The 12809-nt window shown below is 65.1% G+C and carries 12 protein-coding genes; 2 read left to right on the top strand and 10 right to left on the bottom strand.

The annotated features are described in order from the left end of the window. The first annotated feature begins 59 nt into the window (after positions 1-59). On the top strand, positions 60-1199 hold the full coding sequence (locus tag KNN17_RS17750; protein ID WP_241710251.1) for a bifunctional 2-methylcitrate synthase/citrate synthase: 1140 nt from the start codon (positions 60-62) through the stop codon (positions 1197-1199). A 74-nt stretch (positions 1200-1273) separates the two neighbouring features. Here the strand turns inward: KNN17_RS17750 and KNN17_RS17745 are convergent, their stop codons facing one another. The 10 genes from KNN17_RS17745 to KNN17_RS17700 all read right to left on the bottom strand — a co-directional run bounded on the left by KNN17_RS17745 (position 1274) and on the right by KNN17_RS17700 (position 11136). Continuing rightward, the gene (locus tag KNN17_RS17745) at positions 1274-1777 is read right to left on the bottom strand and encodes an 8-oxo-dGTP diphosphatase (protein ID WP_241710250.1); all 504 of its coding nucleotides are present in this window, start codon (positions 1775-1777) and stop codon (positions 1274-1276) included. Between the two features lie 46 nt (positions 1778-1823). Then, the gene (gene xerD / locus KNN17_RS17740; RefSeq protein ID WP_372489698.1) at positions 1824-2816 is read right to left on the bottom strand and encodes a site-specific tyrosine recombinase XerD; all 993 of its coding nucleotides are present in this window, start codon (positions 2814-2816) and stop codon (positions 1824-1826) included. After that, on the bottom strand, positions 2789-3451 hold the full coding sequence (locus KNN17_RS17735) for an NUDIX domain-containing protein (RefSeq protein ID WP_241710248.1): 663 nt from the start codon (positions 3449-3451) through the stop codon (positions 2789-2791). The genes xerD and KNN17_RS17735 overlap by 28 nt, the downstream gene beginning before the upstream one ends. Positions 3452-3478: 27 nt before the next feature. After that, positions 3479-5221 (bottom strand): CTP synthase, encoded by a 1743-nt coding sequence (locus KNN17_RS17730; RefSeq protein ID WP_241710247.1) that lies wholly within the window; start codon positions 5219-5221, stop codon positions 3479-3481. Between the two features lie 211 nt (positions 5222-5432). Beyond that, a complete protein-coding gene (recN, locus tag KNN17_RS17725; RefSeq protein WP_241710246.1) occupies positions 5433-7172 on the bottom strand; it encodes a DNA repair protein RecN in 1740 nt (579 codons plus the stop codon). A 3-nt stretch (positions 7173-7175) separates the two neighbouring features. Then, positions 7176-8198 (bottom strand): NAD kinase, encoded by a 1023-nt coding sequence (locus tag KNN17_RS17720; protein WP_241710245.1) that lies wholly within the window; start codon positions 8196-8198, stop codon positions 7176-7178. A 13-nt stretch (positions 8199-8211) separates the two neighbouring features. Continuing rightward, on the bottom strand, positions 8212-9024 hold the full coding sequence (locus KNN17_RS17715; protein ID WP_241710244.1) for a TlyA family RNA methyltransferase: 813 nt from the start codon (positions 9022-9024) through the stop codon (positions 8212-8214). Between the two features lie 2 nt (positions 9025-9026). Next, the gene (locus KNN17_RS17710; RefSeq protein ID WP_241710243.1) at positions 9027-9281 is read right to left on the bottom strand and encodes a hypothetical protein; all 255 of its coding nucleotides are present in this window, start codon (positions 9279-9281) and stop codon (positions 9027-9029) included. Positions 9282-9290: 9 nt separating this feature from the next. Then, entirely contained in the window at positions 9291-10280 is a 990-nt protein-coding gene (locus KNN17_RS17705; RefSeq protein WP_241710242.1) for an HAD-IIA family hydrolase, read from the bottom strand. Continuing rightward, complete coding sequence (locus KNN17_RS17700) at positions 10273-11136, bottom strand: hypothetical protein (protein WP_241710241.1); 864 nt, start codon at positions 11134-11136, stop codon at positions 10273-10275. The genes KNN17_RS17705 and KNN17_RS17700 overlap by 8 nt, the downstream gene beginning before the upstream one ends. 21 nt (positions 11137-11157) lie before the next feature. Here KNN17_RS17700 and KNN17_RS17695 point away from each other — a divergent pair, with 21 nt between their 5' ends. Continuing rightward, positions 11158-12192, top strand: coding sequence for a hypothetical protein (locus tag KNN17_RS17695; RefSeq protein WP_241710240.1), 1035 nt, complete (start codon positions 11158-11160; stop codon positions 12190-12192). Positions 12193-12809 lie beyond the last annotated feature (617 nt).

Raw genomic sequence — 12809 nt, 5'->3', positions numbered from 1 at the left:
AAGGGATGCAGGCGCTCCGGCTATTCCGGAGTGCTTGCCGATGAACGAAGGAGAACAGCATGGTAGCTGTTGAGATCAAGAAGGGCCTGGCCGGCGTCGTGGTTGACTACACCGCGATCTCCAAAGTCAATCCGGACACCAACTCGCTGCTGTACCGCGGCTATCCCGTGCAGGAACTCGCCGCCAAGTGCAGCTTCGAAGAAGTTGCCTTCCTGCTGTGGAACGGCGAGTTGCCCACGCCGGAGGAGCTCGCAGAGTTCACAGCCCGCGAGCGCGCGGGCCGCGCCCTTGACCCCGTGGTGAAGCAGGTCATCGATGCTCTGCCGACGACTGCCCATCCCATGGATGTGTGCCGGACGGCGGCTTCGGTGCTGGGAGCACGGCACCCCCTGGCCGAGGATTCCACGCCCGAGGCCAACATGACCAAGGCAATCGACTTGTTCGCCGCGATGCCTGCGGTGGTCGCCTACGACCAGCGACGCCGGCGCGGCCAGGGAGTGGTGGATCCTCGCGAGGACCTCGGATTCTCCGCGAACTTCCTGTGGATGACCTTCGGCGAGGATCCCGTGGACGAGGTCGTGAAGGCGTTCAACGTCTCGATGATCCTTTACGCCGAGCACTCCTTCAACGCGTCCACCTTCACGGCCCGCGTTGTCACCTCCACGCTCTCGGATCTCCACTCCGCGGTCACCGCGGCGATCGGCGCCCTCAAGGGTCCGTTGCACGGCGGCGCCAACGAGGCCGTCATGCACACCTTCGAGGAAATCGGCATCCGCACCGAGGAATCGCTGGATGAGGCCGCCAGCCGGGCAAAGACCTGGATGGAACACGCCCTTGCGCAGAAGAAGAAGGTCATGGGATTCGGGCACCGCGTCTACAAGCACGGCGACTCCAGGGTTCCCACCATGAAGGCCGCACTGGACAAGATGATCGCCCACTACGGCCGGCCGGAAATCCTTGGGCTCTACAACGGCCTCGAGCAGGCCATGGACGAGGCCAAGGCGATCAAGCCCAACCTCGACTACCCCGCCGGACCGACCTACCACCTCATGGGCTTCGACACCCCGACCTTCACCCCGCTGTTCGTCGCCAGCCGGATCACCGGCTGGACCGCACACGTCATGGAGCAACTCGGATCGAACTCCCTGATCCGTCCGCTCAGCGAATACAACGGCGTCGACGAACGGCACCTGCCGTAATTTTCTGAACGTACGACGTCGGGCCGGTCACCTCAGGGGGCCGGCCCGGCGTCGTTCTGGTTTCTGCCAGGAAGTCAGCGCGCGGCTCCCGAATCCAGCCACTCGGCCGTGTGGACTTCGGCGACGCTTTCATTGTCATGGGCAAGCACGACTTCAACGGCGATGCGTTGGCCGGAAATCATGGCCGGCAGCCAGTGTTCGGCGTCGGCCCACATCTGTTCGACTGGGAGTCCCTCCACCCGATACCACTGTGGCGCTATTTCATCGCTTTCGGCGGGTTCGCCGGTCCATTGCCCGGTCAGATACACCGTGGTGAACATGTTCCATTCGGGCTTGGCGGGGAAGACGAAATCCACAGTGCCCGCGGGGATAAGGTCCTCTTCTTCCAGGTGGACGAAGATCTCTTCGTGGACTTCCCGGCATACGGCTTGGGCCGCCGTCTCTCCGGCCTCCACGTGTCCGCCGACACCCACGACCTTTCCGGTGCCGAAGCCGGTCTTTTTCCGGCCCAGGAGCACCTCCTGTCCAGCGTTGCCGTCGCGGAGCAGGAAGCACAGGGTGACGTGGGCTGCGGTCATTGACCAAGCCTAACCCTGCAGCCCCGCATCGGGTTCAGGGCGACGCTCAGCCGAGCGCCCGCGGATGCGCAGCGGCGTACACTTCGCGCAAAGTGTCGGCGGTGACCAAGGTGTACACCTGCGTGGTGGTCACCGAGGCGTGGCCCAGGAGCTCCTGCACCACCCGGACATCGGCGCCGCCCTCCAGGAGATGCGTGGCGAACGAATGCCGGAGGGTGTGCGGCGAGACATCCTTGGTGATGTTTGCCTTCTCCGCCGCTGTCTTGAGAATGGTCCAGGCGCTCTGCCGGCTGATCCGGCCTCCGCGGGCATTCAGGAAGAGCGCCGGAGTGCCTTTGCCTTTCGCGGCCAGCGCCGGCCGTCCGCGAACCACGTAGGACCCGACGGCGCGGGCACCATAGGACCCCAGCGGCACCAGGCGCTCCTTGGAACCTTTTCCGAAGAGCCTGACGATCGCGGGGCCATCGGATTCCGCTTCGAGGGAGACATCGTCGACGTCGAGCCCCACCGCTTCGCTGATGCGGGCGCCCGTGGAATAGAGGAACTCCAACAGGGCCCGGTCCCGCAATCCGGTGGCGGTATCGGCGCCCGCAGCCTCGAGGATCCGGGTCACTTCGCCGACGCTGATGGCCTTCGGCAGCCGCTTGCCGGGCATGGGCGGGTGGACATCGCTCGCCGGATCGGCCGTCGTCGTGCCCTCCAGGGCCCAAAACTTGTGGAGCCCCCGGACGGCGACCACGGTGCGTGCAGCTGAGCGGACCCCGAGGGGGGCGCCACCATCCGAGCCGTCGGACAGTGCCTGGACAAAGGCCGTGACATCGTGGCGGGAGATGTTGCCCGGTTTGTCCACGCCGGACGCGGCCAGGAAGTTCGAATAGCGGGACAAGTCCCGGCGGTAAGCGGACAAGGTGTTGCTGGCAAGGCCACGTTCCACGCCGAGGTGTTGCAGGTAATCCGTGACGGCCCGGTCAATGGCGGTCTGGACAGGGGTCTCCGCGAGCTGGGGCACGGTCAGCGCTGGCTCGGGTGGGCGGGCCAGGGAGCATTGGCGGGGCGCAGGTTCCTGAAGCCGTCCGCGCGCGCGGCGGCGGCCGCGAGGATCCCGACGACGGCGGACGGGTTGTGCAGCCGGCCTTCGAGCACCGCTGAAACGGCTTCGTCGAGTGTCACCCACACGAGCTCGATTTCGGCTTCTTCATCCGTGCGGACGTGCCGTTCCGCCTCGGGAACGCTTCCCAAACCGCGTGCCAAATAGATGCGAATCGCCTCGCTCGAGGAGCCGGGCGAGTTGAAGAAGTCCGCGAGGACATTCCACGTGGCCGCAGTAAGATCGGCCTCTTCCGCGAGCTCCCGGGCTGCACCGACGACGAAGTCTTCGCCGGCCACGTCAAGAAGCCCGGCGGGAATCTCCCACAGGTCCATGCCCACGGGATGGCGGTATTGCTTGAGCAACAGGATTTCGCCGTCGACATTCATCGGCAGCACCGCAACAGCACCGGGGTGGTCGATGTAGTCGCGGATCAAAGTGCCGGTGTCTTCGCCCAGTTCGAACGCGTCACTGACGACGTCCCAGATCCGGCCTTTATAGACCTTGCTGGACGACAAAAGACGGCGCGGGCTCGGCATGTCCGAAACCTTCCGAAAAGTGCTGGGGGTTTCAGGAAAACCGGGCATCGCGCCGTCCTTCGTTTGTGTGAGCGATTACTTTGCAGCTACCTTGCGGGCCGACTTTGCTCCGGCGTCCACGCCCGCCTGACGCTCCAGCGCAGCCTTCACGAGGCCGGCAAACAGCGGGTGGGGGCGCGTGGGGCGGGAGCTGAGCTCGGGGTGGGCCTGCGTTGCCACGTAGTACGGGTGTACTTCGCGCGGCAGTTCCACGAACTCGACCAGCTTGCCGTCGGGGGACGTTCCGGAAAACACGAGCCCCTCGGCCGCAATCTGCTCGCGGTACTTGTTGTTGACCTCGTAGCGGTGGCGGTGACGCTCGCTGACCGTCGTGGCACCGTAGGTCTCTGCGACCACGGAGCCTTCATCCAACGTGGCTTCGTAGAGGCCCAGGCGCATCGTGCCGCCAAGGTCGCCCTTTCCGTCCACGATGTCCAGTTGTTCTTCCATCGTGGCGATGACCGGGTACTTGGAGTCGGGTTCGAACTCGCTGGAGGACGCCCCCTCGAGGCCGACCACATTGCGGGCGTACTCGATGACCATGCACTGAAGGCCGAGGCACAGGCCCAGCACGGGAAGCTTCGTCTCGCGGGCAAACTTGAGCGCGCCGAGCTTGCCCTCCAGGCCACGGATGCCGAAGCCGCCGGGAACACAAATAGCGTCGACGCCTGCCAAGGACTTCGTGGCGCCTTCGAGGGTTTCACACTCGTCGGACGGGACCCACCGGATCTTGACCTTGGTTTCGTTCGCAAAACCACCGGCACGCAAGGCCTCGGTCACGGACAAGTAAGCGTCCGGGAGGTCGATGTACTTGCCCACCAGCGCAATTTCAACGTTGTGCTTGGGGTTGTGGACAGCTTCGAGGAGCTTGTCCCAGCTGGTCCAGTCGACGTCCTTGAACGGGAGGTCCAGGGCTCGGACGACGTAGGAGTCAAGGCCTTGGGAGTGCAGCGTCTTCGGGATGTCGTAGATGCTGGGAGCATCGGCGGCGTTGATCACTGCGTCAATATCGACGTCGCACATGCGGCCGATCTTCTCGCGCATGGCGTCGGGCACTTCGCGGTCCGAGCGGATGACGATCGCTTCCGGCTGGATGCCGAGCGAACGCAGCGCGGCAACAGAGTGCTGTGTTGGTTTGGTCTTCAGTTCCTGCGAGGGGCCGATGTAGGGCACCAACGAGACGTGCAGGAAAAAGACGTTGTTCCGGCCGATGTCCTGGCGGACCTGGCGTGCGGACTCGAGGAAAGGCTGCGACTCGATGTCGCCAACGGTGCCGCCGATTTCGGTGATGATGACGTCAGGAGCGTTCTTGCCCTCAGCGGGGAGGCGCATGCGGCGCTTGATCTCATCCGTGATGTGCGGGATGACCTGGACGGTGTCGCCGAGGTACTCACCACGCCTTTCCTTGGCGATAACCGTCGAGTAGATCTGGCCGGTTGTGACGTTGGCCGAACCCTCGAGGTTCTCATCGAGGAAGCGCTCGTAGTGTCCGATGTCGAGGTCGGTTTCGGCGCCGTCGTCAGTGACGAAGACTTCGCCGTGCTGGAAGGGGTTCATCGTGCCCGGATCCACGTTGAGATAGGGATCGAGCTTCTGCATAGTTACAGACAAACCGCGTGCCCGCAGCAGGTGGCCGAGGCTCGAAGCCGTCAGTCCCTTACCGAGCGAGGACGCCACACCGCCAGTGACAAAGATGTGTTTGGTCGTCTTGGACGAGCCCGGAAACCGGGAATTTACACGGGAATTTGATCGCTGCACCACGGAATTCGAGCCTATCATCAATTGCGCCTCCAAAGGATCCGCTAGCCGTTTTCCCAAATGCTCAATAGTCCCCTGCCATCGGGCAAGGATCAAGAGTAAAGCCCACCCGGAACGGCAAAACAGCTCAGCCGCCCGGGAATCAGCTGCTTGGCCTCAGGTACCGCAGAAGGAGCCTCCCTGTCCGGCGAAAGCGCGCATGTGACCGATGTCCCAGGCCGCAGCCGGGTAGCTACGCCTGCTGCGGGAGAAGCTTCGCGTCGTCCAGCAATTCCTGGGCATGCGCCCGCGCGGACTCCGAGTCTTCCTGGCCCGCCAGCATCCTGGCAAGCTCTTTCACGCGTTCCTCGTCATCGAGGAGCTGCACGTCGCTGGACGTGAAGCCCGTGGCGGTCTTGCCGTCGCTTCCCCTGACCGAGGTCTTGGTGACGCGGATATGTTGGTCGGCGAAGGCAGCCACCTGCGGCAAGTGGGTTACCACCAGCACCTGGACGTGGCGGGCCAGCATGGCAAGCCGGCGTCCGATCTCCACGGCCGCGCGCCCGCCAACTCCGGCGTCCACCTCGTCAAAGACGAACGTCGGCACCGGATCCACGGCCGCGAGGACCACTTCGATGGCGAGCATCACGCGTGACAACTCGCCACCGGACGCCCCCTTGCCAAGGGGGCGGGCAGGGGCACCCGAGTGTGGCTGCAGGAGGAAGGAGATGTCGTCGACGCCGTGGGGGCCCAACTGTCCTTGGCTGTCCACCTCGATCACCAGGGTTGCGTCGGCCATCGCGAGGGCGGTGAGTTCCGCGCTCACGCGCGTGGAAAGTTCTTTGGCTGCCTTCGATCGCGACTTCGAGATGCGCGCGGCTTGCTTCCGCAGCGTGGACTCTGCGGCAGTCACTTCGGCTTCGAGGGCTTCGATCCGGCTCGAGTCGTCCTGCAGTTCGTCGAGCCGGGTCCTCGAAGCTGCGGCCCATTCCAAGACCTCGTCGATGCTCGGGGCGTACTTCCGGATGAGTTTGGCCAGGGCAGCGCGCCGTTCCTCGATCTCCGAGAGCCGTTCGGGCCCCTCGGAGTCCAGGGAGGCCTGGTAGCTGGACAACTCCCCCGCGATGTCGTTGATGAGGAAGCCGATCTCGGCGAGCCGTGCAGCAGCTCCCGCCAACGCTTCGTCATGCTCGGAAACCTGGTCCAGCGCCCGTTTCGCGGAGTCGATCAGCGTGGTCGCGTCGGCTGTTTCGCCGAATTCCTCCGAAATCAGTGCTTCGTGCGCTGCCGCGGCGGCAATGCGGAGCTCTTCCACGTTCGCCAGCTTCACTGCCTCGGCCTTGAGGGATTCATCCTCGCCCGGCTGCGGATCGACGTCGTCGATTTCACTGAGCGCGACCGCGAGCGATTCCGCCTCGCGCAGCCTTTCCCGCGCCTCGCTGCGGAGGGTATCGAGCTCCGCCTGGCTGGACTTCCAATGGGTGTAAAGCTCCTGGTATTCCGTGAGCGTCGCGGCGAGATCGGCACCGGCGAAGCGGTCCAGCGCGTGCCGCTGCGCCACGGCACCCTTGAGCCGGATCTGGTCCGACTGGCCATGCACCACCACCAGGCTCTCGCCAAGTTCCGCCAACACGCCTACAGGCGCCGATCTGCCGCCCACGAACGCACGGCTGCGGCCGTCCGCACCCACGGTGCGGGCCAGCAGGAGCTGGGTGCCGCCGTCGTACTCTTCCGCGTCGCCGCCCGCCTCCACGGCCCTTTCCACGGCACTGTGCGCCGGATCGAGCAAGAGCGTGGCCTCAGCAGAGGCCGACTTTGCACCGGAGCGTACCGCACCGGCGTCGGACCGCGCTCCCAGAAGGAGGCCGACGGCGGTGACCACCATGGTCTTGCCGGCGCCGGTTTCGCCCGTGACGACGCTCAAGCCTGGCCCCAACGGCAGGGTGGCGTCGGTGATGACGCCGAGATCACGGATCCGGAGTTCCTCGATCATGGTTTACATCTCCTTTGTGGGATCGGCCGCTCTACCTGTCCGCACGTCGTGGGGCGTCGGCAAAGGGCTGGGCTTGAAGGTCCTGATCACGGGGGTCGGGCCCGTGTGGATGTCGGCCGAACGGGGCGCCGGACCCCGCCAGCCGTGGATGGGGAGCTCAAACTTCCGAACGAGCCGCGCTGAGAACGGGGTCTGGTGCGTGCGCGCAAGCCGCACAGGCCGGGTGGACCGGGTGACTTCGATGCGGGCGCCGGGCGGCAGGTCCACGGAACGGCGGCCATCGCACCACAGTACGCCCTGGGCATCCGTCCGGGTGAGGATCTCCACGGCCAGCTTGGACCGCGGCGAAACCACGAGGGGCTTGGCGAAGAGGGCGTGGGCGCTGATGGGGACAATCACTAGTGCCTCCACCTCGGGCCACACTACCGGGCCGCCGGATGAGAAGGCATAGGCCGTGGAGCCCGTAGGGGTAGCCAGCACCACTCCATCGCAGCCGAAGGACGTCAGCGGACGCTCATCCACTTCGGTCACCACTTCGATCATGCGCTCCCGGTCCGCCTTTTCAATGGCGGCTTCGTTGAGGGCCCAGGTATGCCAGATCTTCTGGCCCCGGACCCACACCTGGACGTCGATGGTCATGCGTTCTTCCACGGTATAGTCGCGGCTGGCAATCCACTCCACAGTCTGGGCGAGATCGGCACGCTCGCTCTCGGCGAGGAAGCCAACATGCCCGAGGTTGACGCCCAACAGGGGAACATCGACGTTGCGGACCAGCTCGGCCGCGCGCAGTATGGTGCCGTCGCCGCCAAGAACCATGACGAGTTCGACGTCCTCCAGCCGGACATCCTCATGGAGTATCTCAATCGGCTTGTCCACCACGCCATAGAACCGTTCGATATCGTCCAGTTCGGACTTCTGCATCACGGGGATCAGTCCGGAGTAGTGGAGCTGCCCGCAGGCATCCCAGGCCGCGCGAAGGGAGTCCTCGCGCCCGGTGTGGGCAAGGACCATAACGCGCCTGCTCATGGTGTTCTGCTTTCTAGTGGGTGGTCCAGATTCGTTCCATCAGTGCAGCAACTTCCTCGTCCCGCTCTTCGATCTTAGGCAAGTCCACCTGCATCCTGCGTCTTATCCACAGGAAGTACTCCACATTTCCGTCCTGCCCGGGCAAGGGGCTCGGTGCAAGGCCGCAGAGTTCAAGCCCTGCATCCACGGCGGCCTGCGCGACTTGGGCCACCGCGCGCCGCCGTTCATGGTCCGAGGTGACCACGCCGGTGCGGCTCAGCCGCTCCTTGCCCACCTCGAATTGCGGCTTCACCATGAGCACCAGGTCTCCCCCGGGTTCGGTGCACGCCGCGAGCGGGTGCAGAACCAGCGTGAGGGAAATGAAGGACAAGTCTGCCACAGTGAGCGCGGCCGGCCCGCCGATCTGCTCGGGCGTCATGTAGCGGACGTTGAGGCCCTCATGGACTGCCACACGGGGATCGTTCCGCAGGGACGGCACCAACTGGTCATGCCCGACGTCGACCGCCACCACGTGCGCGGCACCTTGCCGGAGCAGCACGTCGGTGAAGCCACCGGTGGAGGCTCCGGCGTCGAGGCACCGCTTCCCCTCGACAACGACGGAAGGGAACGCCGCCAGCGCTCCGGCAAGTTTGTGTCCGGCGCGGCTGACGTAAACGTCCTCGGCATGGGCCTGAACGTCAATGTCCGTTTCTTCGGAGACCTGTTGCGCTGCCTTGGCGAGAACGCTGCCTCCGGAGCTGACTTTCCCGTCCGCAATGAGTTTCGCGGCATGGGTCCGCGATCTCGCCAATCCACGGCTGACGAGTTCCTGGTCGAGCCTGGCCATGCTCAGCGTTCGTCGGCGTCGAGGGCCGCCAGCAACAAGTCGTGGACCTCGGCATAGAGCCCGCTGTGTTCGGCCACCGGCGCAGCGGAGACCCCGGCCAGTCGCCCCAACGCGGAATCCACGGCGGCGTCAGCTGTGGCGACCGTGTCGTCCGGCCATGGGGCATCGTGCGGCTCGACGCTTTGCGGCTTGAGGCCGTCCAGATCGATGGCACCCATTTCGGCTGCGCTCTCCGGGTGATCGTTCAACTCGCTCATTGGACCAGTCTAGTTTTCCAGCCATTCGAGCCGCGGCAATGTAGCCTCTGCAGCGTCGGGGGTGGCCGCCCACCAGGCTGCGCATGCAGCGCGCCAGGCGTCCAGGTCCTTCTCGGACCCGGAGACCTTGATCAGGCCATCCTGGACTTCGGCAGTTGCCTTTCCGCAGCGGAACGTGCTGTCCTCCTCGACGATCTCGGGGTACGGCTCGTACAGTTCCGTGAGGTCAGCCAGCAAGTATCCCGGGCGTTCAGAGCTGCGCGCAGCAAGGATGGACTCGGGCGTGTCGACGCCCGTGAGGACGGCCGCCGTCGCGAAGCCCGCACGGTTACCGCCAAGGATGTCAGTGTCCAAGCGGTCTCCCACAACGATCGGCCGCTCGGACTTCAGCCTCCGGGCGGCCGAATGGAAGAGCGGGGCCTCCGGCTTGCCGGCGACCCGCGGTTGCTTGCCCGTGGCAGACGCCACGGCAGCCACGAGGGTGCCGTTTCCCGGGGCAATCCCCCGGGCCTGGGGTATGGACATGTCCGTATTGGTAGCCACCCAGAGGGCTCCTGCGGCAACAACATAGGATGCCTCGGCCAGGTCCTTCCATGCGATTTCCGGGTTGAAGCCCTGGACCACAGCCACAGGCTTCTCTTTGGCGCTGTGGACGGGGGTGAGGCCCACGAGTTCGATCTCGTGGGCCAAGGCCGCGCTTCCCGTGATCATGACACGCGAACCCGGAGCGAGGAGTTCGGCCAGAAGATCCCCGGCAGCCTGCGAAGAACTGACCACTTGGTTATCTTCGGCAGGCGCGCCAAGTTCACGAAGATGGGCTGCAACCTGTGCCGGGGTACGCGAGGCGTTGTTGGTGACATAACCCAGCCGCACCCCGACGGACTCAAGCCGCTGCAGGGCTTCCACTGCGCCCGGGATGGCGTGCGGACCTGCGTAAACTACTCCGTCCAGATCGGACAGAACGGCGTCAAAACGCGAAACCAGTGAGGCTTCAGTCATTCCCGGACTCTTCGCCGGCGTGGGAAGCCTCTTCTCCGTCTTCTTCAGCGTCGTCGTCTTCCTCCACGGAATCGCGGTCCGACTCGGCGTCGTCGGAGTCAAAGTAGTCAGACTCGGCGTCGTCGAGTTCCACTTCGTCCTGTTCGGGGGCTTCAGGGGCGATAACTGTCTCTGCGCGTGCCGGCGCCTCCGCGGACTGGCGCTCCTCGGCTCGCTCGGGGGTCCCTTCGAGGTTCCGGAAACGAGGTTTGCGTGCTTCGTCTTCGTCGTCTTCGCCGAGGTCGATGATGTCCGGGTCCTCGAAGTCTCCAACGCCGAGGGCGTTTTCGGCCACGACTGCCTGGCGCTGCCACTTGCCGGCTTCTTCCGTGCGACCCACTGCCGTCAGGGCGTCGGCATAGGCACGGAACAAGCGCGGGCTGTAGGAGAAGGCGCGGTTGATGTCGAGCTGGATGATCTCCAGTTCGGCCACGGCAGCGTCCAACTGGCCAAGATCGCTCCGGGCGCCGGAAGCCACAATGGCGAGCTCAACCTTGCCGGGAGCGTCGAGATCCTGGGCCTCGGGTGAACGGACGACGTCGAGCGCACGGTCCGGCCGCCCCAGGCCGCGTTCGCAGTCGGCCATGAGGGGCAAATGGACGTTGGAGCCGCTGATCCGCCGGTAGGTGCGGAATTCGCGAAGAGCCTCGCCATAGTGGCCGGCGGCATAGGCGGTCAGGCCCACGGCTTCACGGACGGCTGCCAAACGCCCGCCGCGACGGCTCGCGGCCAGGGCGTGCTGGAAGGACAGCTCAGGGTCGATATCGATGAGGCGGCCGGCCATCACCAGGTGCTTGGCGACCCAATCGGCATTCATGCCTTCAAGGGTCTTGATCTGGTGCTTCGTGACCCGGTCGAGTTCCTGGCCCGTGACGTCGTCGTCGATCTCGGGGGAACGCTCGCGGTCCGGGCGGTTGGCGCTGCGCAGATCCGCCGCGTTCGGAACCCGCGCGGGACGTTCTTCCCAGGATCCGCCGCCGAAGCCGCGTCCCTCGGTACGTGGGCCATCAAACTTGCGGGGACCGCGCTCCGGCCGGTCGCCGAAGCTACGACGCTCTCCGTCGCCATCGCGGCGTGGACGGTCACCGAAAGGCCTCCGGTCACGATCACCGAAAGGCTTCCGGTCACGATCACCGAAACTCGGGCGCGCATCCCCATCACGACGAGGACGATCACCAAACGGCTTACGATCACGATCACCGAAACTCGGGCGCGCATCCCCATCACGACGAGGACGATCACCAAACGGCTTACGATCACGATCACCGAAAGTCGGGCGCGCATCCCCATCACGACGAGGACGATCACCAAACGGCTTACGATCACGGTCGCCGTCGCGGCTCGGGCGATCACCAAACGGCTTCCGGTCACGATCACCGAAACTCGGACGCGCATCCCCATCACGACGAGGACGATCACCAAAGGGCTTACGGTCACGGTCGCCGTCGCGGCTCGGGCGATCACCAAACGGCTTACGATCCCGGTCACCGAAACTCGGACGCGCATCCCCATCACGACGAGGACGATCACCAAAGGGCTTACGATCGCGATCACCGAAAGGCTTACGATCCCGATCACCGTCGCGGCTCGGGCGATCACCAAACGGCTTACGATCCCGGTCACCGAAACTCGGACGCGCATCCCCATCACGACGAGGACGATCACCAAAGCTACGGCGCTCACCATCGCCGACCGGCTTCCGATCCCGGTCGCCGCCGGCGGCGCCGTCACGGTTGTCCCTGGAACGGAACCCTCGGGGGTCGCCCCCGGAATTGTTGTTGGCGCGGAACGGGCCGCGCTCGCCACGGCCACCGCCGAAGTTGCCGCGATTGCCGCCGTTGTGCTCAGCCATGATGGATTCCTCCTGTTGTGAGCTGACCACTGGCGCATGCGCAGCCGCTCTTATCCGTATTTTGTTCTCACGCCGCCGGGATCCGGCTCGTATCTCTTATGCAATTCTAGGTGAACAGCCATCGGCGGACGCATTCGAAGGCCGCGTATTCAGCTTCCCGTGGGAATCATCACAACCTGATGCCTCGGCAAACACCCTTCGGCCCTCCGGGAATCCAAGCCCACGGCCGGCGTGTCAGTTCTTAGAAGCCGTCAAGTCTACCCAATCCCTACAACAACGCTCGCTCACATATAGCGGTCCCGGGCCGGACGCGCGCTCACATATCCAGGGGGTTCCGGGCCGGACTGATGTGAGCCGGGGTTGTGGAAAACGGGCCATATGTGAGCCGGCGTTTGTGGAAAGGGGGTGATATGTGAGCCGGGGTTGGTGGAAACCGGGTGATATGTGGGCCGGGGTTGGTGGAAACCGGGCCATATGTGGGCGGGGGTTTGATCCGCCGGACCCTCGCTCACGTTTCGGGGGTTTTCGTTGATCGCCGGCTCACTTATGGCGGGTCCGGGCCGGACGCCCGCTCACATATGGCGGGTCCGGGCCGGACGCGCGCTCACGTCAGGTGGGGCGGGGGTCCGGGGGCCGTG

It is taken from the genome of Arthrobacter bambusae, from assembly GCF_022606295.1.
In the GTDB taxonomy this organism is placed as follows: domain Bacteria; phylum Actinomycetota; class Actinomycetes; order Actinomycetales; family Micrococcaceae; genus Arthrobacter; species Arthrobacter bambusae_A.
The sequence above is the reverse complement of the archived record's forward strand: the minus strand, read 5'-3'. Positions and strand labels throughout refer to the sequence as shown.

Bases quoted from the DNA above. Each gene is read 5' to 3' on its own strand.
- recN (WP_241710246.1), bottom strand. From the start codon at position 7,172: ATGATCGAGGAACTCCGGATCCGTGATCTCGGCGTCATCACCGACGCC.
- KNN17_RS17750 (WP_241710251.1), top strand. From the start codon at position 60: ATGGTAGCTGTTGAGATCAAGAAGGGCCTGGCCGGCGTCGTGGTTGAC.
- KNN17_RS17730 (WP_241710247.1), bottom strand. From the start codon at position 5,221: ATGATAGGCTCGAATTCCGTGGTGCAGCGATCAAATTCCCGTGTAAAT.
- KNN17_RS17715 (WP_241710244.1), bottom strand. From the start codon at position 9,024: ATGGCCAGGCTCGACCAGGAACTCGTCAGCCGTGGATTGGCGAGATCG.
- KNN17_RS17745 (WP_241710250.1), bottom strand. From the start codon at position 1,777: ATGACCGCAGCCCACGTCACCCTGTGCTTCCTGCTCCGCGACGGCAAC.
- KNN17_RS17700 (WP_241710241.1), bottom strand. From the start codon at position 11,136: ATGAATGCCGATTGGGTCGCCAAGCACCTGGTGATGGCCGGCCGCCTC.
- KNN17_RS17720 (WP_241710245.1), bottom strand. From the start codon at position 8,198: ATGAGCAGGCGCGTTATGGTCCTTGCCCACACCGGGCGCGAGGACTCC.
- KNN17_RS17735 (WP_241710248.1), bottom strand. From the start codon at position 3,451: ATGCCCGGTTTTCCTGAAACCCCCAGCACTTTTCGGAAGGTTTCGGAC.
- KNN17_RS17705 (WP_241710242.1), bottom strand. From the start codon at position 10,280: ATGACTGAAGCCTCACTGGTTTCGCGTTTTGACGCCGTTCTGTCCGAT.
- KNN17_RS17710 (WP_241710243.1), bottom strand. From the start codon at position 9,281: ATGAGCGAGTTGAACGATCACCCGGAGAGCGCAGCCGAAATGGGTGCC.